The 21,650-nt window shown below is 63.0% G+C and carries 20 protein-coding genes, 3 pseudogenes and 3 riboswitches; of the genes and pseudogenes, 12 read left to right on the top strand and 11 right to left on the bottom strand.

Annotation, left to right across the window (positions count from 1 at the left end; genetic code table 11):
- Positions 1–9: 9 nt before the first annotated feature.
- The 3 genes from tnpB to NPJ82_RS16920 form a co-directional block, all read right to left on the bottom strand.
- The gene (gene tnpB / locus NPJ82_RS16930) at positions 10–357 is read right to left on the bottom strand and encodes an IS66 family insertion sequence element accessory protein TnpB (protein ID WP_342659120.1); all 348 of its coding nucleotides are present in this window, start codon (positions 355–357) and stop codon (positions 10–12) included.
- A complete protein-coding gene (locus NPJ82_RS16925) occupies positions 354–728 on the bottom strand; it encodes a transposase (protein ID WP_342659119.1) in 375 nt (124 codons plus the stop codon). The genes tnpB and NPJ82_RS16925 overlap by 4 nt, the downstream gene beginning before the upstream one ends.
- Before the next feature lie 411 nt (positions 729–1,139).
- Positions 1,140–1,904 (bottom strand): acyl-CoA thioesterase, encoded by a 765-nt coding sequence (locus NPJ82_RS16920; protein WP_342659118.1) that lies wholly within the window; start codon positions 1,902–1,904, stop codon positions 1,140–1,142.
- A 104-nt stretch (positions 1,905–2,008) separates the two neighbouring features.
- Positions 2,009–2,209: riboswitch (cobalamin riboswitch) on the bottom strand.
- A gap of 147 nt (positions 2,210–2,356) precedes the next feature.
- Positions 2,357–2,580, top strand: a riboswitch (cobalamin riboswitch).
- Positions 2,581–2,705: 125 nt separating this feature from the next.
- On the opposite strand from NPJ82_RS16920, the gene NPJ82_RS16915 reads away from it, so the two are divergent.
- Both NPJ82_RS16915 and NPJ82_RS16910 read left to right on the top strand, forming a co-directional pair.
- Positions 2,706–3,689 carry a DUF1852 domain-containing protein gene (locus NPJ82_RS16915; RefSeq protein ID WP_342659117.1) on the top strand — a complete coding sequence of 328 codons (984 nt, stop codon included), beginning with the start codon at positions 2,706–2,708 and terminating at the stop codon, positions 3,687–3,689.
- Positions 3,690–3,714: 25 nt separating this feature from the next.
- Positions 3,715–4,743 (top strand): methionine synthase, encoded by a 1,029-nt coding sequence (locus tag NPJ82_RS16910; RefSeq protein WP_342659241.1) that lies wholly within the window; start codon positions 3,715–3,717, stop codon positions 4,741–4,743.
- A gap of 63 nt (positions 4,744–4,806) precedes the next feature.
- Here NPJ82_RS16910 and NPJ82_RS16905 read toward each other — a convergent pair.
- Positions 4,807–6,803, bottom strand: a pseudogene (locus tag NPJ82_RS16905) (TonB-dependent receptor).
- A 214-nt stretch (positions 6,804–7,017) separates the two neighbouring features.
- Positions 7,018–7,257, bottom strand: a riboswitch (cobalamin riboswitch).
- A 322-nt stretch (positions 7,258–7,579) separates the two neighbouring features.
- Here NPJ82_RS16905 and NPJ82_RS16900 point away from each other — a divergent pair.
- From NPJ82_RS16900 to NPJ82_RS16890, 3 genes are all read left to right on the top strand, one after another.
- Positions 7,580–8,734: an epoxide hydrolase family protein gene (locus tag NPJ82_RS16900; RefSeq protein WP_342659116.1), complete on the top strand. Its 1,155-nt coding sequence runs from the start codon at positions 7,580–7,582 to the stop codon at positions 8,732–8,734.
- Between the two features lie 220 nt (positions 8,735–8,954).
- Entirely contained in the window at positions 8,955–9,725 is a 771-nt protein-coding gene (locus NPJ82_RS16895; RefSeq protein WP_342659115.1) for a MerR family transcriptional regulator, read from the top strand.
- Positions 9,722–10,732: an alpha/beta fold hydrolase gene (locus NPJ82_RS16890; RefSeq protein ID WP_342659114.1), complete on the top strand. Its 1,011-nt coding sequence runs from the start codon at positions 9,722–9,724 to the stop codon at positions 10,730–10,732. Before NPJ82_RS16895 ends, NPJ82_RS16890 begins: the two co-directional genes overlap by 4 nt.
- Before the next feature lie 135 nt (positions 10,733–10,867).
- On the opposite strand, the gene NPJ82_RS16885 is transcribed toward NPJ82_RS16890, so the two are convergent.
- From NPJ82_RS16885 to NPJ82_RS16875, 3 genes are all read right to left on the bottom strand, one after another.
- Positions 10,868–11,524, bottom strand: a complete 657-nt coding sequence (locus NPJ82_RS16885; RefSeq protein WP_342659113.1) for a helix-turn-helix transcriptional regulator — start codon at positions 11,522–11,524, stop codon at positions 10,868–10,870.
- 82 nt (positions 11,525–11,606) lie between these two features.
- Entirely contained in the window at positions 11,607–11,990 is a 384-nt protein-coding gene (locus NPJ82_RS16880) for a VOC family protein (protein ID WP_342659112.1), read from the bottom strand.
- 147 nt (positions 11,991–12,137) lie between these two features.
- Positions 12,138–12,611 (bottom strand): NUDIX domain-containing protein, encoded by a 474-nt coding sequence (locus NPJ82_RS16875; RefSeq protein WP_342659111.1) that lies wholly within the window; start codon positions 12,609–12,611, stop codon positions 12,138–12,140.
- Positions 12,612–12,911: 300 nt separating this feature from the next.
- On the opposite strand from NPJ82_RS16875, the pseudogene NPJ82_RS16870 reads away from it, so the two are divergent.
- Positions 12,912–14,034: pseudogene (locus NPJ82_RS16870) on the top strand (IS3 family transposase).
- Positions 14,035–14,190: 156 nt separating this feature from the next.
- Here the strand turns inward: NPJ82_RS16870 and NPJ82_RS16865 are convergent.
- Positions 14,191–14,835: pseudogene (locus NPJ82_RS16865) on the bottom strand (SDR family oxidoreductase); the annotation flags it as partial.
- A 29-nt stretch (positions 14,836–14,864) separates the two neighbouring features.
- Complete coding sequence (locus NPJ82_RS16860) at positions 14,865–15,659, bottom strand: class III extradiol ring-cleavage dioxygenase (protein WP_342659110.1); 795 nt, start codon at positions 15,657–15,659, stop codon at positions 14,865–14,867.
- A 136-nt stretch (positions 15,660–15,795) separates the two neighbouring features.
- Here NPJ82_RS16860 and NPJ82_RS16855 point away from each other — a divergent pair, with 136 nt between their 5' ends.
- Complete coding sequence (locus NPJ82_RS16855; RefSeq protein ID WP_342659109.1) at positions 15,796–16,704, top strand: LysR family transcriptional regulator; 909 nt, start codon at positions 15,796–15,798, stop codon at positions 16,702–16,704.
- A 216-nt stretch (positions 16,705–16,920) separates the two neighbouring features.
- On the opposite strand, the gene NPJ82_RS16850 is transcribed toward NPJ82_RS16855, so the two are convergent.
- Both NPJ82_RS16850 and NPJ82_RS16845 read right to left on the bottom strand, forming a co-directional pair.
- A complete protein-coding gene (locus tag NPJ82_RS16850; RefSeq protein WP_342659108.1) occupies positions 16,921–17,937 on the bottom strand; it encodes a zinc-binding alcohol dehydrogenase family protein in 1,017 nt (338 codons plus the stop codon).
- A gap of 84 nt (positions 17,938–18,021) precedes the next feature.
- On the bottom strand, positions 18,022–18,957 hold the full coding sequence (locus tag NPJ82_RS16845; protein WP_342659107.1) for a LysR substrate-binding domain-containing protein: 936 nt from the start codon (positions 18,955–18,957) through the stop codon (positions 18,022–18,024).
- 113 nt (positions 18,958–19,070) lie between these two features.
- On the opposite strand from NPJ82_RS16845, the gene NPJ82_RS16840 reads away from it, so the two are divergent.
- The 5 genes from NPJ82_RS16840 to NPJ82_RS16820 all read left to right on the top strand — a co-directional run bounded on the left by NPJ82_RS16840 (position 19,071) and on the right by NPJ82_RS16820 (position 21,584).
- Positions 19,071–19,865: a type 1 glutamine amidotransferase domain-containing protein gene (locus tag NPJ82_RS16840; RefSeq protein WP_062126426.1), complete on the top strand. Its 795-nt coding sequence runs from the start codon at positions 19,071–19,073 to the stop codon at positions 19,863–19,865.
- A 71-nt stretch (positions 19,866–19,936) separates the two neighbouring features.
- On the top strand, positions 19,937–20,233 hold the full coding sequence (locus NPJ82_RS16835; RefSeq protein WP_342659106.1) for a putative quinol monooxygenase: 297 nt from the start codon (positions 19,937–19,939) through the stop codon (positions 20,231–20,233).
- Between the two features lie 10 nt (positions 20,234–20,243).
- Entirely contained in the window at positions 20,244–20,420 is a 177-nt protein-coding gene (locus tag NPJ82_RS16830) for a hypothetical protein (protein WP_342659105.1), read from the top strand.
- A gap of 18 nt (positions 20,421–20,438) precedes the next feature.
- Positions 20,439–21,179: an SDR family oxidoreductase gene (locus NPJ82_RS16825; RefSeq protein ID WP_342659104.1), complete on the top strand. Its 741-nt coding sequence runs from the start codon at positions 20,439–20,441 to the stop codon at positions 21,177–21,179.
- A 111-nt stretch (positions 21,180–21,290) separates the two neighbouring features.
- Complete coding sequence (locus NPJ82_RS16820) at positions 21,291–21,584, top strand: antibiotic biosynthesis monooxygenase (RefSeq protein ID WP_037093999.1); 294 nt, start codon at positions 21,291–21,293, stop codon at positions 21,582–21,584.
- Positions 21,585–21,650 lie beyond the last annotated feature (66 nt).

Below are 21,650 nucleotides of genomic sequence, written 5' to 3'. Positions count from 1 at the left end.
CCGCCGTTCTCACCCCGCCAGCGTCGGCGCGAACGTCCGCTCGGGGCGTCGCCAGTCGATGCCCTCCAGCAGCATCGACAATTGCGCCGGCGTCAGCACCACCGTGCCGGTCGCGGTCACCGGCCAGACGAAGCGGCCACGGTCGAGCCGCTTGGAAAACAGGCACAGCCCCTGCCCATCGAACCACAGCAGCTTGACCAGATGTCCCCGTTTGCCCCGGAACGCGAACAGCGCACCCGAATGAGGATTCTGCGCCAGCACCTGCTGCACCAGCACCGCCAGACCATCGAAGCCCTTGCGCATGTCGGTCACCCCGCACGCCAGGAACACCCGCGTCGGTAGCGGCACCGGGCTCACCGCAGCACCGACAGCACCCGCGCCAGCGCGCCTGCATCCACGCCTGCGTCGACGCTTACCCGCACACCGCTCGGCAGTTCGATGTGGATGAGCCCCGATGAACATGGTGCCGGCTGTGGCGCTGACGGCGTCAGTTCCGCCACCTGCACCTCGGCAAATACCGGCAGCGACGGCATCGCCCCGGCCAGCTTGCCTTCGTGCAGCTGCTTGCGCCACGTGTAGATTAGGCTGCTCGATACCTCGCGATGTGCGATGACATCGCAGACCCGAACCCCCGGCCGGAACGCCTCGGCCAGAATCTCCAGCTTCTCCGCGTCGGACCATCGCCGTCGACCCGATACCCGGCCGACCACCTCTATCCGACCAGTCATACGAGTGCTCGTATGACTGGTCGTAGAACCGATAACTTCCTGCACCGCCCGCACCCTCTTCAAAGGCGGCAAGCATCCCGGCTACCGGCGCTACCGCAAGGCGGCCTGCTGACCACGCTTACACTGGCGGGCGGTATCGTGCTCGAATTAGCTGTCAGCGAGCTCGCCATCATCGGGCGCTGCTCGCAATCGAGGATGGCTGCTCACATTATCCGCTCCGGGCGGATGCCAAAGGCGAGTCCATTTCACGGGCCGGATCGTCCCATTTCTCCGTCTCCAACCGGCCATTTCGGGAATGAGCAATCGGGAACATATTTTGGGAAAACGGCTATTTCCCTGCCGTTCGGCGCGCCTTGCGACCGTCAGCCGTCCCGTTGGAGGTTCCTTTTTGGGAAAGTTTGGGGGGCCGTGTTATCCGATACTACCAAGCGGCTTTGCTCGACCATCTCCATCAACCGAAACCATCGTGAACAGCGCCGTGGCCGCATGTCGTCGTTCCCCGGATATTAAATCCTCGGCGCTCAGATCCACACTGATCCGCACAGAGCTGCGCCCCGTCATCTGTACTCCGGCAGTTAGCTCGACCATCTCCCCCTCCCGGATAGGGGAACGGAAGTCGATCCGGTCAGATGCTGCCATAACCATGACAGCCCGTGCCTGGCGCGTTGAGGCAATGAAGGCCGCCTTGCCCATCATGCGAAGCGCATCGCCACCATAGAGGGTGCCGTAATGGTTGGTCTGGTTCGGGAAAATCATCTCGACCATTCGCAATGGCTCCGCCGCATCATGCGGGACCGTCTCGCCCATCGGCGGCAGAGGGTCTTCGCTTCCGACCGAGACGAGCGTGAAACGGCCTAGCGTACACAGCCGTCGTTCGCCGGATACCGGCGCCTCTGCGATCAGTTCGACCTCTACGTCGAGCGACTTCCGCCCCACCCGCACGACCCGGCCTGTCACCTCGACCATGTCGCCGATCCGGGCTGGTGCCGTGAAATCGATCTTCTCCGAAGAGGCGGTGACGAAGGCCGCGCGGCCATGGCGTGATGCGGCGAGGAAAGCGACCTTGTCCATATGCGCCAGGGCCACACCGCCGAACAGCGTGCCGTGATGGTTGGCATCGCCCGGGAAGACCATGTCGATCAGCTGGATGGAAGTGCTGCGATAGTCCTGTGGCATCCTGGTCCTCAATCATGCGCGAGGATATCCAGACGCCAGCTACCAGCGAGAGAGTTACACCTCTCCCGCAGCAACGCAGCGGCCAGACCGGGCACCCCGCCGGTGGTCGTTATGGCGTCGAAGGCAGGTCTCCTGGCTCGCAGGTCGTCGTCAAAATCCCGGCCTTCCCAGCGCCAAAGCGCCAGTGACACACGAGGGGATTTCTACTCGCCGCTTACAGTTGCGGGGGCAGCATCGGCATTGAACCGATTTCCCGTCTTAGCCTTCGGCCATCCGGCGAAGGAACCTTGACCGTGCCAGGGTCGCAGGAAACGTCCCTATAGGTCAAGACCAGGGGGGATTTTCGACACCGCATGGCACAGTCGAAGTCATCACGATCACGACTGCGCTTCGCAGGAGATGAAGATATAAAGATATCTTTATATCAACGTTGACACCATCGGGCTAATGGTGTTGAACGGATATGTCGAGGTTCCCCATCCCAGGCGTGGCGATGGGGCTAAGACGGGAAGTCGGTGGTGTCCTTCGGGGCAGAATCCGGCGCTGCCCCCGCAACTGTAAGCGGCGAGTGGCGGCTCCATTTCGTGTCACTGGGCTCCCGCAAGGAGCCTGGGAAGGCCGGAGCCACCGCGTTGACCCGTGAGCCAGGAGACCTGCCTTCGACGCCATAACGTTCCTCGGACGGGGGTTCCTCCGGTGGATCGCGCTTGATGCGACGGTCCGTGGCTTGCCGCCATCCGGGCCTGTTCACGCCTTGCGCGATTTCGCCTGACCTCCCGCCCGTAAAGCCAGGGTTGAGTCATGACGAATAGCGGGTTTACATTCTCGATCAGCAGTATCCCGTTCGACGAAAACTATCGTCCGGCCGACAACACGCGCATCACTACCAACTTTGCCAATCTCGCGCGCGGGGACAGCCGCCAGGAGAATTTGCGCAACACGCTGATGATGATCGACCATCGCTTCAACGCGCTGATGCACTGGGATAATCCCAAGGGTGATCGCTACATGCTGGAGCTGAAAATCGTCTCGGCCGCGCTCACGCTCGGGAACGATGCCGACGACGAAGCCTTCCCGCTGATCGAGATCCTGCACACAACTGTGACCGACCGGGTCAGCGGCGAGCGCAGCGATGGTATGATCGGCAACAACTTCTCTTCCTACGTGCGTGACTACGATTTCAGCGTCGTCCTGCCCGATCATCTGAAGGCCGGACGTGGCGGCGCGCCGGAGGGCTTCGGCGATCTGCACGGCAACCTGTTCAAGCATTTCCTCGCATCGAGCGCGTACCGCACCGCGTTCCGTAAGCACCCGGTCATCTGCCTGAGCGTGTCGAGCAAGGAGGTCTATCACCGGACCGCCAACGTGCATCCGATCCTGGGCGTCGAGTATCGCAATGACAAATTCTCACCCACCGATCAGTATTTCGCGAAGATGGGCATGAAGGTGCGGTATTTCATGCCGCCGCATAGTGTCGCGCCGTTCGCCTTCTACCATATCGGCGATCTGGTCAGCGACTATACCAACCTGGAACTCGCCAGCACCGTCGCGACGATGGAGACGTTCCAGAAAATCTATCGTCCAGAAATCTACAACGCCAATTCTGTGGCGGCGGAGCATTATCAGCCGAGCCTGAGGTATCAGGACTATTCGCTGACCCGCATAGTCTACGATCGTGAAGAGCGCAGCCGCCTCGCCATTGAGCAGGGCAAATTTGCTGAAGAGCATTTCATCAAGCCGCACGCTGCCGCGCTGCAACGCTGGTCTGCGACCTGCGGCTTCTGATCCCCACGACACAAAGGTATTACTGATGACGACACTATTGCCGACGACGACCGCGGGCAGTCTGCCCAAGCCATCGTGGCTGGCCCAGCCCGAGAGCCTGTGGTCGCCGTGGAAGCTAGAGGGCGAGGAACTGATTGCGGGCAAGCAGGACGCGCTGCGCCTGGCCGTCGACGATCAGCGGCAGGCGGGCATCGACATCCTGGGGGACGGCGAGCAGACGCGGCAGCACTTCGTCACGACGTTCATCGAGCATCTCGACGGCGTCGATTTTGAGAAGCGCGAGACGGTGCGCATCCGCAACCGTTATGACGCCAGCGTGCCTACCGTCGTTGGTGCCGTCTCACGGTCGACGTCTGTGTTCGTCGACGATGCTCGCTTCCTGCGCGCCCAGACCGACCGGCCGATCAAGTGGACACTACCCGGGCCGATGACGATGATCGACACTCTCTACGACGCGCATTACCGGAGCCGCGAGAAGCTGGCATGGGAGTTCGCACGCATTCTCAACGAAGAAGCGCGCGAGCTGGAGGCCGCCGGCGTCGACATCATCCAGTTCGACGAACCCGCCTTCAACGTCTTCTTCGACGAAGCGAACGACTGGGGCATCGCCACGCTAGAGCGCGCGGCCGAGGGACTGAATGCCGAGACCGCCGTCCACATCTGCTATGGCTATGGCATCAAGGCCAATACCGACTGGAAGAAGACGCTCGGCACCGAATGGCGCCAGTATGAGGAAACCTTCCCAAACCTTCAGAAGTCGAAGATCGATATCATCTCGCTCGAATGCCAGAACTCGCGCGTGCCGATGGACCTGATCGAACTCATTCGCGGGAAGAAGGTGATGGTCGGTGCGATCGACGTCGCGACGGACACGATCGAGACACCAGAACAGGTCGCCGACACGCTGCGCAATGCGCTGCGCTTCGTCGACGCCGACAAGCTCTTGCCCGCCACAAACTGCGGCATGGCGCCGCTGTCGCGCAACGTCGCGCGAGGTAAGCTATGGGCGCTGGGTGCCGGGGCCGAAATCGTGCGGCGAGAAATAATTGGTTGATCACGACGGCGTTGGATCACCAGCGCGGGACGGGGTCCCACGCTGGCGATCCCCTCCGCCAGCTTAAAAATTGACCCTGGTGCCCAGACGCAAGGTCCGTGGCTCGACCACGCGGCTCAAGCGCCCATCGGTCGGTCCTGATGTATCGAAGGCGGGGATATACGACTCGTAGAAATAGGCGATGTCCTTGTCGCGGCTGTTCAGGATGTTGAGCACTTCGCCATATACCTCGAACCGGTCGATCTTGCGGGCCGCCCGGACGTTGACGACCGTGCTTCCGGAATCGCGAACACTGTTGTCCTCGATCAGGGGATAGGGGCCGAGGTGACGTACGCGGACGCTCGCCTCCCATGGATCGAGCACCAGCGCGATGCCCGCCGATGCCGCGTTCTCAAAGGCATTGGGAATGCGATCGCCATTGTCATAGCGTGACCGGCTTGCCGTGTAGTTTCCGTCGAGCGCAAGCCAAGGCTTCGGCCGCCAGAACGCAACCAGCTCATAGCCGCGCCGCTTGCTGGCACCAGTCGGCTCCACCGCGTTGGAATCGCCCACGAAGCGGAGTTCACTGCCCACATCGAGCCACCAATAGGTCGCAGTCAGCGAAAAGCCGGGCAACTGCCAGCGCGCGCCGAGTTCGCGGCCGTCCCCGCGCACCAGCACAGGCACCGGAGTCTCGACATTGACCGCACCGCGCACGTCGTTCGAGTGAAAGCCGCCCCCCAATTGGCATAGAATTCGAGGCGATCGGTCGGCGAATAGGCCACCGATGCCTTAGGCGACAGGATGGCGTCGTCCCCACTGCCTGCGCCCGCGATCGCCGCAGCTTCGTCGCGCGCCCGCACGGTGTAATGATAATAGTCACCTCGGACCCCGCCTATAAAACGTAGGCCATCGACCGGTGTCCAGGTCATATCGCCGTAGAGAGCAGCCGACGCCTCCTCGACGTGATACCGGCCCAGCGACGACAGGAACGAACGCGCGCTCGTACGATAGACGCCGACGCTTCCGATATGGTCGTAGCGTTCCTCCGTGCCGATCGACACGGCAAGCGCAGGCCCGAGCGTCCAGCGCTTTTCTCCTCGCGCGCCGACGATCCACCGTCTGTCGAACTGGCGGATCTGCGCGCTGGTCCCGTCCGGGTCGGTGTAGGTCGGATTGGAATACATCGACCAGTCGTAGAACTGACCATAGACATTGGCATGCCAGTCGGGCTGGCGCACCGCGATGTTGCCGATAAGCCGCGTCGTTTCACCCCGCGCCGTTGGATCGGGCGAGCAGAACACGTCCTTGCACAGCGCCGTGCCGATGATCCGCTCGGGGATCTGCTCGGTCGGCCGCCAAGTCGCGCGATAGGCGTTGAGCGACGCCTCGACCTGACCCGCACCGGCGGGAGCGATGTATTTCGCAAACCCTGATGCGTGACGCAGATGCTCGGGTTCCTGCCATGGTCCGTCATAGACCTTGGCCTGCGCCACCAGCGTCAGCTTGCCGGAGCCGACATCGTCGATCGTGCCGCCCGCCGCGACCCGGCCATAGCCGTAGGAGCCGCCCTCGATCGACATCCAGGGCCGGGCATAGCCATCGATCGTCGTCATGTAGGCGGCACCAGCCAGGGCGAAGTCGCCGCCATCGGCGCGGTACGGTCCTTTCCGGAAATCTTCGCGCGCGACGATCTCGGGGATCAGCCCATTCAGATCGAGATAGCCCTGTCCATGACCATGCGTCCGCAGGTTCATCTGCACGCCATCGATATAGGTCGTGAAGTCGGAGCCGTGATCCAGATTGAAACCACGTAGGAAATACTGGTTCGCCTTGCCGCTGCCGGAGTGCTGCGCGGCAACCATCCCAGGGACCGCTTCGAGTAGTTCGGCAACGCGAAGCAGCGGCCGAACCAGCAGGTCGGCACCGGCAACGGTGCCTTCGCTCGCCGCGTGCGCTACGCCGATCTTCGCCTCGCCCCGACCGAAGACGACGACTTCGTCGGCTGAAGCCTGTGTTGATCCGGCGTCCGCATCCTTCGTCTGCGCGTTTGCGGGCGTTGCACTGCACGCAATGATCATCGCTGCGCATCCGAGTAACTCTGCGCGTAATTTCAAAACCGTCATGTCCATCCCCCCATGCGCCAAGCGACTTTGGGCAGGGGCGTCCGCTGCGAACGGTCGGCGCGTGTCTACGGCCGGACGCAAACGCCCGCGACACGAACTGATGCGGCCCCCGCCGCTCGTTCGTCGCTCAGACGGAAGAACCGTGCCCCGACCATCCCCTGGGCCAAAGCAAGAGCGACCAGACGCTGGCAGGTCTCCTGGCTCACGGGTCGTCGCTCGACATACGGCCTTCCCGGATCGTTGCCGATGTGGTGGCTGATCCAGTGGCTGCATCCTCCAACGGAAAATGCGATGTACGTCTCGCTCGCCGCTTACAGTTGCAGGGACAGCCTCGGTTTGGGGGAGATTGCCTCCCTTACCGTGTTCCCTTTTAAGCCCCTTTCAGGACACCAGCGCGATCATTGCCCGGCAGGATCTACATCCAGCCCGACGAGAAGCGCGTACCCGTGGCACCGTCAATCTGCAAGATTGCCCATAGCTACCCTATCATGCGATCGGCATTGCCGGACAATCACCCGCCGCAGTGTCCCAAAACACCTATCAAACGGGATATCGAGACACTGGATAAATTCCCATTTCGCGATCCCAATGGGAATCCCCCGGCCGTCTCGCTGGCCGCTCATTTCCCGGCATCCCAAGTTGTTGCCCTATCGGGCCGGGCGGGTGCTAGACCAGCTATGTGTCGGATCAGGACCTCTGCCTAGACGTCCTTTCCAAAATGAACAGGAGTGATGGTGGCGGCACGGGAACACAGGATCGCGATCACGGACGAGGCGCTGCGTGATTTGCGGCGCCGCGTGATTGCAGCGCGCCTGCCCAACCCCATCGATCCTGGCAGCGGCGAGGACGGCACCAGTTTACGGTTGGTGCGGCAATTGGCGGACCGGTGGGCCGATGGATTTGACTGGCGCACGGCCGAGGCACGGCTCAACCGGCTTCCCCAGTTCGTTTCCCGCATCGACGGACTGGACGTTCACTATATCCATCAGCGCGGCGTCGGCCCCGCCCCCATGCCCCTCGTGATCACCCATGGATGGCCGGGATCGTTCATCGAGATGGAGCGTATCCTGCCGCTCCTTACCGACCCGGCGGCGCATGGCGGGCACGCGGCGGACGCGTTCGACGTGGTGGTACCCTCCCTGCCGGGATATGGTTTAAGTCAGGCACCGCGGTCGATTGGCGTGAGCTCCCGGACCATTGCCGACATGTGGGCAAGCCTGATGGCGGAACTGGGCTACGATCGCTACGGAGCGCAGGGTGGTGACATCGGTGCAGGCGTGTCGCTGTGGCTGGCACGGCAGCGGCCGGAGGCGCTGACCGGAGTCCACGTCAATTACATCCCCGGCAGTTTCGCACCCTGCATCGATGACGCGGTCGAGCCCATCACAGCGGACGAGCAAGCATTCCTCGACCGGGCGAGGATATTCGCGGCCGAGCACGGGGCCTATGCGGCGCTGCACGGCACGAGGCCGCAGACCCTCGCCTATGCGCTGTCGGACAGCCCGATCGGGCTTGCCGCATGGATGATCGAAAAGTTCGATGCGTGGAGCGACCACGACGGCGATCTCGAACGCACGATTCCGTTGGACACGATCATCACCAACATCGCCCTGTACTGGTTCTCCGGGACGATCGACGCATCGTTGCGGCTGTATAAGGAAAACAGGCTCAACCCCCTGGCGTTCGCGCGCGGCGAAAGGGTGCAGGTACCGCTGGGCGTGGCGGTCTTCCCGCGCGAGCTGCCGATGCCGCCACGAAGCTGGGTCGAGCGCGTATGCGATGTCCAGCGCTGGAGCGTGATGCACAAGGGCGGGCATTTCGCGGCCCTTGAGCAACCGGCAGCCCTCGCAGAAGAGATTCGCACACTTTTCCGACCGCTTCGCTGACCACCGCGACTGACGCTGCCGTATTGATCTGCGCACTGGCCGGCAACGGCGCGGAAACAAGCCGCATTCCCGCTTTCTCGTAAATCGATCCCAATGAGAATGCCCCGGCCGTCTCGCGTGCCGTTCCTAATCGGGAAAGTAGCTCACGCTCATTCTCACCCCTTGACCCTGACGCAACGTCATCCCGCACAAGCATGGCGTAGCGATTCGGAGTGAGATCATGCGGACAGTCAAACAGGTGGCGAAAGCGTCGGGGGTCAGCGTTCGTGCCCTGCACCATTACGATCATATCGGACTGCTGACGCCAGACATCGGCGAGAACGGCTATCGTTATTACGGGCAGGCGGAGATGCTGCGCCTTCAGCATATCCTGTTCTACCGCGAACTTGGCCTGCCGCTCGCGGAGATTGCCCGCATCCTTGATGATCCTGCCTTCGACACGCGCGCTGCGTTGCTCGATCTGCGCCGCCGGATCGATGAAGAGATCGCCCAGCGCCGCGATCTGGCGCAGACGATCGACCGGACGCTGGCGTCACTCGATGCCGACAAGGCGTTGGACGACCATCGCCTCTTCTACGGTGTCTCGGCCGAGAAGCAGGCCCAATGGGAAGCAGAGATCGTGGCCCGCTTCGGCGATTTGGGCGACGTCGCGGTCCGTGATGCCAAGGCGAGGATGGAGGGCCTGTCACCGGCCCAATTGCTCGACTTCAAGGCGGAGATCGACGCCATCCACGCTGGAATCGTCACGCTGATCGAGGCAGGGGGTACGCCCTCCTCCAATGCGGCGCAGGAACTGGCGGGCCGGCACTATCGCTGGGTGTGTCGTTCGTGGCTTCCCGATGCGGCAGCCTATGCCTCACTCGGCCGGATGTATGTCGATCATGCGGATTTCCGATCGATGTACGACGCCCTGCATCCAGGCATGGCCGTCTTCATGGAGCAGGCGATGGTTTGCCACGCCCAAACCGTCCTTCAGGGGCGCGTGCAATGAACCGCCGCACCGTCCTCGCCACCATCATCGTCGGAGCCACCTGCATGACCGCGAGTAATCTGAAAGCCGCCGCTCCGCAGGAGCGCGATGCGACCGTTACCGTATCGGGTGTCGAGATCGCGTGCCGCATCACGATGCCGCAGGGCATTGTACGCGGCGCGGTGCTTCTCATTCCCGGATCGCTCTACAGCGACGTGGACGGCAATTATCCGTCAATGAACATGCGCCCGCACGCCTATGCCGACCTGGCGCGCCAGCTCGGGAAGCGGGGCTTCACCGTCCTGCGTATGGCCAAGATCGGTCCCGGCACGGGGTCGCGCACGATCGACGCCGACGCCGCCCGCCGGCACATCGACTTTCTGACCCGCGTCGAAGTCGCGCAGGCCGGGCTGGACCTGCTTCGCCGCACCGTCGTGACGCGCCCGCTCCTTGTGGCCGGACATAGCGAGGGTGCCGTGGTGGCATCGCTGCTCGCCGCAGGTCCATCCGGCGCGGTGATCGACGGTGTGGTCAGCCTGTCTGGCCCAGCGTTGCCGATCCTGTCGATCCTGCGTGCGCAGGTCGCAGCCATGTCCCCTCCTGGCGTCACGCCAGACATGACGATGTTCGATCGAACGGCAGCCGCCATACGGGCGGGTCAGGCTCCCTCGGACGAGGCAAAGTCGAATCCGCAAACCGCTATGCTTGCGTCCATGCCCGAGCCGGGACTTGCCTATCTGCGCAGTGCCGATCGCGTCGATCCGGTCGCTGCACTGGCTAAAGTCCAAGCTCCGGTACTGATCGTTCAGGGCGGTCGGGACGATTCCGTCCCGGCAGCGCACGCCGAGATGCTGCGCGCCAGCCGGACGACGCTGCCAACGGAAGTCGCGACATTCCCGAACCTGACACACTTCTACAAGGTCGCCCCACCGGGCTTGTTGCCGATGCAATCAATGGGGTTGGAGACGGAAAGCGATCCGGCCATCGCCGGCGCTATAGCTGTATGGGCCAGCCATCTAGGCCGGTAGATTTTCTCAATTGCTACGTCCGCGACGGCTTTTGGGAAGGTTGTCTGCCTTCCCAAAACTCGATCCCAACGGGAACGCTCCCGCCGTCTCGCTGCCCGTTCGTTTGTGGGAAAGCGAAGTTGATCGGCTCCAGCCTCAGGCCGACGATGCCGAGTACCGGCCTGGTGTGATCCCGAAGTGTCGCTGGAAAGCCGCGATGAACGCGCCGACGCTCCTGTAGCCACAATCCATCGAGACATTCGTCACGCTCTCGCGGTTCGACAAGCCGATCACGGCGTGCAGCAGTCGCGCCTTCTGCCGCCACAGTTCGAGGGTCAGACCGGTTTCGGCGGTAAAGGTGCGTTGAAGCGTTCGGAGGCTGGCGCCGCTCGCGACCGCTAATTGACCAAGGCCCGTGGGATCAGCCGGATCGCTGCGAATGCGATCGGCGAGGCGGAGCGCGCGTGCGTCGCATGGTAGCGGCAGGATGAGGTCTTGGGGTTCGGCCTCAAGCAACAAATCCAAGAGGAAGCTGGCCATGCGGGCGTGCGTCGGCGTGTCTCTCGCCAGCATACCAACCTTGACGATGCGAAGGATCAGCTCCCGCAACAGCGGAACGACCTCGACGACCGTCGGCACGCCAGGAAGACCGATTGCGCGATCTCTCGCGATATAGAGCGTGCGAAGCGATACCTCACCACGCACGACGATGCTGTGGCGGACGCCCGCCGGCAGCCAAATTGCGCGGGTCGGCGGAGTTAGCCAGATCGCGTGATCGCTCCGCACCCACATAGCGCCGGATGTGGCGAACACGAACTGGCCCCAGCTATGCTCATGCCATCCGATCAGCGCTCCACTCCGAAACGTAGCGCCTAACGATCGTACATCGAAGCCGTCATCGTCCAATGGCATACCCCGGCTCGAACTGGATAGCCCCGGCGATGTTGCCTTCGGTGTCGCGGAAGTAGATCAGCTCGCCTACCCCTTCGATCCGGTAGGGCTGCATGACGATCTCACCGCCGGCCGCCTCGATTGCGGCAATCGTGGCCTTGAGGTCGTCCACGCCGAAGCTGGTCTCGAACGTCGCGGACCTCGCGCCGGGAATGATCTCGCGCCGCTCCTGTAACGCACCCTGCACTTCCGGTCCCGCGTTCTTCACTTGGTAGAAATTGGGCGGACCCCACGGGGCAAAGGTCCACTCGAAAGCCTGCTCGTAGAAGCGCTTGGCCCTGGGAACATCGTCGGCGTTAATCGCGAAATGACGAAGCGTAGCCGGCATGTCAGGTCTCCTTGCGACACGGCTTAGCTCAGCTCATGATGGCGCGCTTCCGATAACCTGTCATCCAACTCCTCTCACGCGCCAATCGAGCGGCGCCGGCATGTTTTCCCGATCAACGATCGTTGATCGGGAAAGCCTGCGAGCCGGCTACCAATCGCCCATACCCGACGCACCGGCCCGGTACTCTGCGATCCGCCGGGCCGTAGCTGGCGAGGTCGATGCCGGGAGCTTGTCGAGCGCGAACCACTCGGCTTCTTCGATCTCCATCAAGTTGGCACGTTGTAGCCGGTCCCCGCCCGGCGACCCTGCCCGAGCGACGAAGATCACGATGTGGTCGTCCTTGCTCTCACGTTTGCTGTGGTACACGCCTAGGACACGTTCAATCGAGGCGTTCTCCATGGCGACCTCCTCGGCAAGCTCCCGAGCTATCGCTGCTGCCGTACTCTCGCCCTTCTTCACGCCGCCGCCGGGCAGATACCATTGGTCAGTGTAGGTGTGTCGCACCAGCGCGATCCGGTTATCCCGATCCAGTAGGACAGCCCGCACGCCGATCGTTCGCGGTTTCGTGATGCGCCAAACCGCCCGAGCGGCTTTTCCGACTACCCGGTGGTGCCATGCCATCGCGTGCTCCTGTCAGCCAACTCTACGGCCGGACCATTAGTGCCCGAAAACGATCCCCAACCGGGAAACACGGGCGAGCGACGGCGCATAGCGACAACGCGAACACCCTGTTACGCACCTCCCGCCGTTGCATCATTCTTCAATGATGACGTTCGGCTTCTCCACGTTACTCGATCTTCTGAGTTGGATCGTGGCCATCGCACTAGGTGCGAAGGTCTGACCTGAGCCCTTCGGATTGGTCCATTCTTTGTGAGAAATTCCCGGTTAGGTTTGGCAGGTGCCGGACGAGGGAATCCGCCGATGAAGAAGTCGAGGTTCAGCGAGCAGCAGATAGCGTTCATCCTGAAGCAGGCCGAGGATGGAACGACCGTGGAGGAGGTATGCCGAAAGGCCGGCATATCGATCCAGACCTATTACCGATGGCGCAGCAAATACGGAGGGCTGATGCCGTCGGAGATGAAGCGCCTGAAGGTGCTGGAGGAGGAGAACGTCCGGCTGAAGCGGCTGGTGGCGAACCTCAGCCTGGATAACCCTGTCCTGAGCTTGTCGAAGGGGAAATGCTGCAGGACGTCATCCGCCGAAAAATGTAGGGCCTGGTCGAGCCCGGGAGATCGTCGGCTATTTGCAGGCGAGCTACCAGGTCAGCGAACGGCGAGCCTGCAGCGCGTTTCCGATCAATCGATCGACCCAGCGCTATCAGTCGCGCCGCCTCGATCAGGCCGGCCTCAAGATGCGGATCAAGGAGTTGGCTGCGACCCGTGTTCGCTATGGGTACCGACGCATCCATGTGCTGCTCCGACGGGAGGGCTGGGAGATCAACCACAAGCGCACTCATCGGCTGTATCGTGAGCTCGGGCTGCAGCTGCGCAACAAGACGCCCAAGCGCAAGGTGAAGGCGAAGCTGCGCGATGACCGGACGCCGGCGACGGCACCCAACGAGTGCTGGTCGATGGATTTCCTGTCGGACCAGCTGTTCGACGGTCGCAAGATCCGGGTGCTCTCGATCGTCGACAACTTCACCCGTGTGTCGCCAGCGCTCGACGTACGGACGAGCTACCGCGGCTCTGACGTGGTCGAGACGCTCGAGCGCATTGCCGTGGTACACGGTCGTCCCAAGCGTATTCGTCTGGATAATGGCCCGGAATTCATCTCGAAGGATCTCGACCTGTGGGCTTACCAGCATGATGTGGTGCTGGACTTCAGCAGGCCTGGAAAGCCGACCGACAACGCGTTTGCGGAGGCGTTCAACGGCCGGGTGCGGGCCGAATGCCTCAACGCATACTGGTTCTTGAGCTTGGACGACGCACGGGTAAAATGTGAGGCGTGGCGGCGTGATTACAACGAGCACCGTCCGCATAGCTCCCTCGGCAACCAGACCCCGATGGAGCGCGCTTTTTCGTCAGGGCAGGCATGCCTGCCCTGACGAAAAGAGAGCCGGTTTTCTCATAAAGACCGGACCAGAGACGGGGTGAGGCTCAAAGAGAGCCGGTTTTCTCATAAAGACCGGACCAGAGACGGGGTGAGGCTCAGACGACGATGCACTAACTATCTACCCGGACCACCCGGTGGGGGCTGCTCAGATGTCGCGGCCGGTCTGGCGCGATATCTCGGCGGCAAGGTCGGCGAGCGTCACCGCGTCGTCGCCGGCCAGCTCATAGGTCTTGCCCTCATGGCCGTCGCTGGTCAGCACGATGGCTGCGGCTTGGGCATAATCGGCGCGGGTCGCGAGCGACAGGCGTCCCTCGCCAGCGCTGCCGACGAGCGCGCCATTCTCCAGGGCTGCGGGAATCGAGCCGGTGTAGTTCTCGGTGTACCAGCCATTGCGCAGGAGGGTCGTCGGGATACCGGAGGACGCCAGCAGCGCTTCGGTCGCACGGTGCTCCTCGCCTAGGCTGATCGGCGATCGGTCGGCGTGCAGCAGGCTGGTGTAGACGATACGCTTGATGCCCGCCGTCTTGGAGGCCCCGATGACGTTGCGGTGCTGTGCCTCGCGCTGCCCGACCTCGCTCGACGAGATCAAGAGCAACGTGTCGATCCCGGCCAGTGCCGGAGCGAGCGTCACAGGCTGCGCGTAATCGAACGCGCGTGCCTCGACACCCAGGTCGCTGGCCTTTTCGGGCGAGCGCACCAGCGCCACGATCGGCTCGCCGGTCGACTTGCGCTTCAGGCTTTCGATGACGAGGCGGCCAAGCTGGCCGGTCGCGCCGGTGACGGCGATGGTCATGATAATTCTCCTTCAGTGACGCGGTGAGATCAGTTGAAACGGAAACCCGAGATGGCGGTCGACAGCACTTCCTCGGCATAGACCCGGGCGCCTTCGCCTTCGGCCGCGCCGGCCGCGACCATCAGGGGCAGCAGATGCTCCTCCTTGGCGGGCGGATGGGCGAACCGCGCCGATGGCGCATCGGCCCAATGCGCCAGACGCTCGGCTCGCTGCGCACCATCCAGTTCCATGCTCTCGGCCAGCCACTGGTCGAACGCCTGCGAGCCGGGCGTCGAGCGCGGGTCGCCATAGGCGCGCATGTTGTGGAAGCTCATGCCCGAACCCAGGATCAGCACACCTTCCTCACGCAGCGGCGCGAGGGCGCGCCCGGCAGCGACATGGAGGGCCGGGTTCAGCCCCCGCTCGACGGACATCTCGATCAGCGGAATGTCGGCATCCGGAAAGGCCACCTTGAGGGGCACGAACACGCCGTGATCCAAGCCCCGTTTCGCGTCGACAGACGAGGGGATGCCCGCATCCTTGAGCAGGGCCGCGGCACGGGCGGCGAGCGCGGGCGAGCCTGGTACGTCGTAGCGCAGCTGATAGGTATGGGGCGGGAAGTTGTAATAGTCGTAGATCAGCTCGGGCCGTTCGGCGCCGGTCAAGGCAAAGCCGTCCGTCTCCCAATGTCCCGAGACGACGAGGATAGCCTTGGGCTTCTCGGCAAGCGAGTTCGGCAGGCTGCGCAGGAACGCTTCCATACCGCTCCACACGCCGCGCGGATCGTCCATGAAGAAGCAGGGGCCGCCGCCATGCGGGATGAAGTAGGTAGGCTGGACGCTCATGGTCATACACTCCGGTGCAGGCGCCACGGAAGCCGCCTGGATCATTGTTCGATCTGTTGACCGGGATATGTGCCCACTATCGCGCAATGATAATCTGCCACGTAGAAGAGTCAGCTTCAACCACGGGTAGGAAATCATGGCGGATCGGTTGACGGGTATGGACGTGTTCGTAAAGGCGATCAGGCTCGGTGGCATCTCTGCTGCCGCACGCGATCTGCACATGTCGCCGACGATGGCGGCCAAGCACCTAGACGCCCTCGAAGCGCGGCTCGGCACCACGCTGGTCCAGCGCTCGACGCGTCGGCTGTCGCTGACCGAGGCAGGCACCGACTATTTCGAAAAGGCCGAACGTATCCTTATGGAGATCGGAGAAGCCGAGGCGGAGGCATCGTCGCGGTCGATCACCGCCCAGGGACTGCTGCGCGTCAGTGCGCCCGCCACCTTCGGCGTTCTGCACCTTGCCTCACTCATCCCTGCTTTCTCCGCACGTCATCCCGAGGTGACGATCGAACTGGGCTTCAACGATCGTTACGTCGACCTGCTGGAAGAGCGTTGGGATGTCGCTGTACGGATCGGGCGCCTCGCCAACAGTGCGCTTGTTGCCCGCAAGCTCGTGGCGATGCGGGTCGTGTTGTGTGCCGCCCCCTCTTATTTGGCGAGGCGGGGAACGCCAACCCGCCTGGCCGATCTCGGCGATCACGATTGTCTGGGCCACACCAACGCGTCGCTTGCAGGAACGACATCGTGGGCGTTCGGCAAAGACGGGACGATCAAGGTGCCGATCTCAGGATCGATGTGTTCCGACAATGGCGAGGCCTTGGTTCGCGCTGCCATCGCGGGCCAAGGGCTGGTCTATGGGCCACGCTTTATTGCGGCAGAGGCGCTTCGCGCCGGCCAGTTGAGCGAGCTTGAGCTGGACGAGCCGCCTATGATGCTGGGAGCGGCATATGCCATCACACACCCGACGCGGCGCCCCGCCGCCAAGACGCGGGCGTGGATTGACTTCTTAGCCGAAGCACTCCCCGCTCTTGGCACCGATTGGTGAGATGCCGAGCTGGCAGACGTCCCGAGTTTTCACCCGAGGACCGCGTCTGCTATCTCGAAACATCACGGTCTTTTACGATTGTAGATATCAGTGACCCAGCGAAAGCGACGCCCACAACCGCACATGGCGGGCATCGATAACGCCGAGGCTTGGTCCCTCTCAGTTGGTGCAGCGGGGGCCGCGGGCGCGGCGGACGTTGAGTGAGCGTGAACCGCATCACTGCCAACCCTCGATGACGATCTTGCCGCGTGCGGTAGTGCTCTCAAGCGCCTGGTGCGCGCGCTTGAGGTTCGCGGCGTTGATGGGGGAGAACCGTTCGGTGAGGGTGGTGCGCACCTCGCCGGCGTCCACGAGGCTGGCGATGGCCGACAGGATCTGACCCTGTGTTTCCATATCAGCAGTCTCGAACATGGACCGGGTGAACATAAACTCCCAGTGGGTCGACACCGACTTGCGTTTGAACGGTACGACATCGAGCGTCTTGGGGTCGTCGATGAGCGCAAAACGTCCCTGCGGGGCGATCAGCTCGGCGATCTGCTCGATATGCTCGTCGGTGTGCGTGGCCGAGAAGATGAAAGCCGGCGCGCCGATGCCCAAATTCGCCACTTGCCGAGCCAGCGGCTGGCGATGATCGATGACATGGTGCGCACCGAGCTCACCCACCCAGGCCTGCGTTTCAGGGCGCGAGGCCGTCGCAATGACGATCAGCTCGGGTACTTGGCGAGCAAGCTGGATCGCCATCGAGCCTACCCCGCCGGCACCCCCGACAATCAACAGCGCATGTGCTGCACCGGCTACAGGAGTACGCACGGACAATCGCTCGAAGAGGGCCTCCCACGCGGTGATCGCCGTCAGCGGCAACGCCGCTGCCTCTGCCCAATCGAGGCTGGCCGGCTTCTTCCCGACAATGCGCTCGTCGACCAGGTGCAACTCGGCGTTGGTCCCATCGCGGCCAATGCTGCCCGCGTAGAACACCTCGTCGCCCGGTTCGAAGCCGCGCACTTCAGGGCCAACAGCGCGAACGACACCGGCGGCATCCCAACCCAGGACACGCCAATCACCGTGGATCGAACCCGAGCCAGCGCGCACCTTCGTGTCAACCGGGTTTACCGAGACAGCCTTGACCTCGACGAGGAGATCACGGCCGGTAGCGTTGGGATCGGGAAGTTCGATATCGACGAGAGCTTCCGTGCGATCGATCGTTCCGGGCTGCTGGTAGCCGATTGCGCGCATGATAAATCCTATTGTCAGGGGCTGTATAGCGAACTTTGTCGCGTACGGGATACGCACAAGCGACATCGCGGTTCGACATCGTCCTCAGGCTGGCGACGGCGTGATTGCCGCTGCCGTCTTCCCCGTGAGGTCGGTGATGACCGCGCCGATCAGCGCCCGTAACCAGCGGTGTGCGGGATCATGCCGATAGCGGACGTGCCAAGCCATTTCCACGGGAAAGCTGCCAAGGTCGACCGGAGCCGGCAGGATCTTCAGCCGGGGGTCGTGCATCAGCCGCCTGCAGATGAGCGAGGGCAAGGTGGCGCAATAGTCGGTCACCGCCACCATCTCGGCTACCGCGAAGAAGTTTGTCACGGAGATTGCGACGTCGCGCTTCAGCTGCTGCTGCGCCAGCGCCTGGAACAGCCCGGCGCGCATCCGTCCGGGCGGCACGATGTTGACATGCTTCATCGTCTCGAACTGCTCGCGCGTCATGACATCGCCGACGCCCGGATGGTCGGCACGGACGGCGCAGGCGAGCCCTTCGTCCATCAGGTGCTGGACGACGAGGTTGTCGGGCGGATCGACGATGCGGCCCAGCACGAGCGCCGTCGTGCCCGACACGACCCCTGTTTCCACAAGATCGTTCCCGTAGGGCGTCAGACGAAGCTTTATGCCGGGGGCGACCTTCTCCAGGCGCGCCACGATAGCGGGGACGAGGACGAACTCGACATAGCCGTTTGGCGCAATCGTGAAGAGCCGTTCGGCCTGTGCGGGGTCGAAGGCCTGCTGACCGAGGACCGCGTCGTCGAGCTGGGCGAGTGCCTCGGCGATCAGCGGTGAGAGTTCAAGCGCGATCGGGGTCGGCTGGATGCCGTAGCGCTCGCGGACGAACAGCTGGTCCTGAAGCATCAGTCGTAGACGCGATAGGGCGTTAGACAGGGCGGGCTGCGTCATGCCCATGCGCTCGGCAGCCCGCGTGACGCTGCGCTCCTCCATCAACGCGACGAAGATCGGCAGCAGGTTCAGATCGTAGCGCATGCAGTCATCCTGTCAGACGTATATCTGACATCAAAAAGATAAACTTCTAGAATATATCAACGAGGCCCATTTCCCGTCCATCGGCGACGGGCGCCGCGAACATGGAGGTTCAGATGAGCAAGGGTCAGGTTCTCGTTCTTGGATCGAACGCGACACAGCTCGGTCTGCGTAGCGGCAGTACCGCAACGGTCGGTCAGTATCTCAACGAGACGGCAGTCCCCGCGCTGGCACTGCTCGACGCTGGCTATGATATTGTTCTCGCTACGCCCAACGGGACCAAGCCGCACATCGACGCCGGCTCCGACACGAAGGACCACTTTGGCGGTGATGAGGCGGCATACCAGCGCGCCAAGGACTTCTTCGCCAGCCACCCGGCCATGAACGACGTCCGCACGCTGAAATCGGTTGTCGACGAGGGTCTGGACGGCTTCGTTGGCGTGTTCGTGCCGGGAGGTCACGCGCCCATCGTCGATCTGATGCAGGACCGTGATGCGGGCACGATCCTCCGTCACTTCCACGCGGCGGCCAAGCCGACCGCGCTCCTCTGCCACGGACCGGTGGTCGTTGTTTCTACGCTCGACGATGCTCCGGCCTTCCGCAAGGCGCTGGAGGAAGGCGATGACGCCGGGGCGGCCGACCTGGCGCGAGACTGGATCTACTCAGGCTACCGCATGACCGTCTTTTCGGCGAGCGAGGAGAAGATTGCTGAGGAGCAAGTGCTGAAGGGCGAGCTCTTCTTCGACATGGAAAAGGCGCTGCGGTCGGCCGGTGGCGACGTCTCGGTCACCGACAAGAACTTCGCTTCGAATGTCGTCGTGGACCGGGAGCTGATCACGGGTCAGAATCCGGCGTCGGACCAAGCCATGGCCGACGCTTTGATCGAAGCCCTCGATCGCGCCGCTGCGTGAGTACCAGGATGACGGGCGGGGCGCTCAGGATGCGCCCCGCTTCGCATAGAACCATTATGAGGAACGGTACCATGACCGCCAACGTGAAGATCGTCGCCGTCCTCACCGCGCGTGCGGATACCGTCGACCGCCTGCGCGCTCTGCTCGACGCCATGCTAAAGCCGAGCCGTGCCGAGCCGGGCAATTTGCGCTACGATCTCTGGCAGGACCAGAGCGATCCGAACCGCTTCGTCCTCGACGAGCTGTACGCGGACGCGGATGCGGTTACCGCCCACCGCGCGACGCCCCACTTCCAAAACTACCTCTCTCAGATCGGCGATCTGGCCGAGCGCGCCGCGTTTGTCCTCAACCCCATCTCCGCGATTTAAGGGTGCTGCCATGGGCAAGCTTAAAGAATGGGTGGGGTCGGCGCTGCTGGCACAACCGTTCTACATAGAGGAGCTGCGGATGATCGGCCTGTTGGCACCTGCGCTTCGCGCGGGCCTTATGGGCCTCGTTCATCCACGCGGCTACCGCTGGCGCGGGGCCGCGACCCAGCGAAAAATCAACATCTGAAGTGAAGGAAACACAGTCATGACCAATGGTATCGAAGGCAAGGTTGTTCTCATCACCGGCGGGAGCACCGGCATCGGCGCCGAGACCGCGCGTCTTCTCGCCGAACGCGGTGCGAAGGTCGCCATCGCCGCACGGCGCAAGGACAAGCTCGACGAGGTCGTCGCGCAGATCGCCGAGAACGGCGGAACGGCACGCGCCTATGCGCTCGACGTCACTGACAAGTCGGCGGTCCAGTCCGTCGTCGCCGCGATCGTCGCCGACTTCGGCCGTCTCGACGTACTGATCAACAACGCCGGTCTGATGCCGATCCGTCCGATGGCCGAGGTCAACACCGACGAATGGGACCAGATGATCGACGTCAATTTGAAGGGCACGCTCTACGGCATCGCCGCGGCTCTTCCCGGCTTCCTGGAGCAGGGCAGCGGCCACATCATCAACCTGAGTTCGGTCGCCGGCATCAAGGTCTTCGCCCCGGGCGGCACGGTCTATTCCGGCACCAAGTTCGCCGTCAGCGCGATCAGCGAAGGTCTTCGCCAGGAGGTGGGCGAGAAGGTCCGCGTCACGTCGATCGAGCCCGGAGCCGTCGAGAGCGACCTGAAGTTCACGACGTCGGGTACGGCTGCCGAGACGGTGCTGGACTTCTACAAGCAGGCCATCCCGGCGGCATCGGTGGCGCGTGCTATCGCGTTCGCTGTCGAACAACCTGATGACGTCGACGTCAACGCGATCGTCATCCGGCCGACCGCACAGCAGTTCTGATTTCGACGAGGAGGCGGGGCCGCGTGTGCTCCGCCTCATGGGGAACGTACCGGCCCGCTCTTCCGTTACTCTGCCGAATAATGACTATCGGTTTCACTTGAGGAGTCATTTATGCCCAAACTTGCCCTGTATGTACCACTGAAGGCCAAGCCTGGAAAAGAGCGTGATGTCGCCAATTTCCTGACCTCGGCATTGCCGCTCGTTCAAGCTGAGGCGGGCACTCTGACCTGGTATGCGATCGAGGAAGGTCCCGGTGCGTACGCGATCTTCGATACGTTCGACACAGAGGAGGATCGGCAGGCCCACCTTGACGGCAAGGTTGCCGCGGCACTGATGGACAAGGCAGAAGAACTGTTTTCTGAACCGCCGCAAATCCACAAGTTCACCCTGCTGGCCGCGAAATAGCGGAGCGGTCGGCACCCTAGCGCGTCGCTCTCATCGCCCGTGTGGGGGGGGGACCCGCGCGCGGCG

Source organism: Sphingomonas sp. NY01 (genome assembly GCF_038809135.1).
GTDB lineage: Bacteria > Pseudomonadota > Alphaproteobacteria > Sphingomonadales > Sphingomonadaceae > Sphingomonas > Sphingomonas carotinifaciens.
The sequence above is the reverse complement of the archived record's forward strand: the minus strand, read 5'-3'. Positions and strand labels throughout refer to the sequence as shown.

What these genes read in the sequence shown, in the direction of transcription:
- NPJ82_RS16925 (WP_342659119.1), bottom strand. Translation starts at nt 728, where the DNA reads ATGACTGGTCGGATAGAGGTGGTCGGCCGGGTATCGGGTCGACGGCGA.
- NPJ82_RS16920 (WP_342659118.1), bottom strand. Translation starts at nt 1,904, where the DNA reads ATGCCACAGGACTATCGCAGCACTTCCATCCAGCTGATCGACATGGTC.
- NPJ82_RS16915 (WP_342659117.1), top strand. Translation starts at nt 2,706, where the DNA reads ATGACGAATAGCGGGTTTACATTCTCGATCAGCAGTATCCCGTTCGAC.
- NPJ82_RS16910 (WP_342659241.1), top strand. Translation starts at nt 3,715, where the DNA reads ATGACGACACTATTGCCGACGACGACCGCGGGCAGTCTGCCCAAGCCA.
- NPJ82_RS16900 (WP_342659116.1), top strand. Translation starts at nt 7,580, where the DNA reads ATGGTGGCGGCACGGGAACACAGGATCGCGATCACGGACGAGGCGCTG.
- NPJ82_RS16895 (WP_342659115.1), top strand. Translation starts at nt 8,955, where the DNA reads ATGCGGACAGTCAAACAGGTGGCGAAAGCGTCGGGGGTCAGCGTTCGT.
- NPJ82_RS16890 (WP_342659114.1), top strand. Translation starts at nt 9,722, where the DNA reads ATGAACCGCCGCACCGTCCTCGCCACCATCATCGTCGGAGCCACCTGC.
- NPJ82_RS16880 (WP_342659112.1), bottom strand. Translation starts at nt 11,990, where the DNA reads ATGCCGGCTACGCTTCGTCATTTCGCGATTAACGCCGACGATGTTCCC.
- NPJ82_RS16875 (WP_342659111.1), bottom strand. Translation starts at nt 12,611, where the DNA reads ATGGCATGGCACCACCGGGTAGTCGGAAAAGCCGCTCGGGCGGTTTGG.
- NPJ82_RS16860 (WP_342659110.1), bottom strand. Translation starts at nt 15,659, where the DNA reads ATGAGCGTCCAGCCTACCTACTTCATCCCGCATGGCGGCGGCCCCTGC.
- NPJ82_RS16855 (WP_342659109.1), top strand. Translation starts at nt 15,796, where the DNA reads ATGGCGGATCGGTTGACGGGTATGGACGTGTTCGTAAAGGCGATCAGG.
- NPJ82_RS16850 (WP_342659108.1), bottom strand. Translation starts at nt 17,937, where the DNA reads ATGCGCGCAATCGGCTACCAGCAGCCCGGAACGATCGATCGCACGGAA.
- NPJ82_RS16845 (WP_342659107.1), bottom strand. Translation starts at nt 18,957, where the DNA reads ATGCGCTACGATCTGAACCTGCTGCCGATCTTCGTCGCGTTGATGGAG.
- NPJ82_RS16840 (WP_062126426.1), top strand. Translation starts at nt 19,071, where the DNA reads ATGAGCAAGGGTCAGGTTCTCGTTCTTGGATCGAACGCGACACAGCTC.
- NPJ82_RS16835 (WP_342659106.1), top strand. Translation starts at nt 19,937, where the DNA reads ATGACCGCCAACGTGAAGATCGTCGCCGTCCTCACCGCGCGTGCGGAT.
- NPJ82_RS16830 (WP_342659105.1), top strand. Translation starts at nt 20,244, where the DNA reads ATGGGCAAGCTTAAAGAATGGGTGGGGTCGGCGCTGCTGGCACAACCG.
- NPJ82_RS16825 (WP_342659104.1), top strand. Translation starts at nt 20,439, where the DNA reads ATGACCAATGGTATCGAAGGCAAGGTTGTTCTCATCACCGGCGGGAGC.
- NPJ82_RS16820 (WP_037093999.1), top strand. Translation starts at nt 21,291, where the DNA reads ATGCCCAAACTTGCCCTGTATGTACCACTGAAGGCCAAGCCTGGAAAA.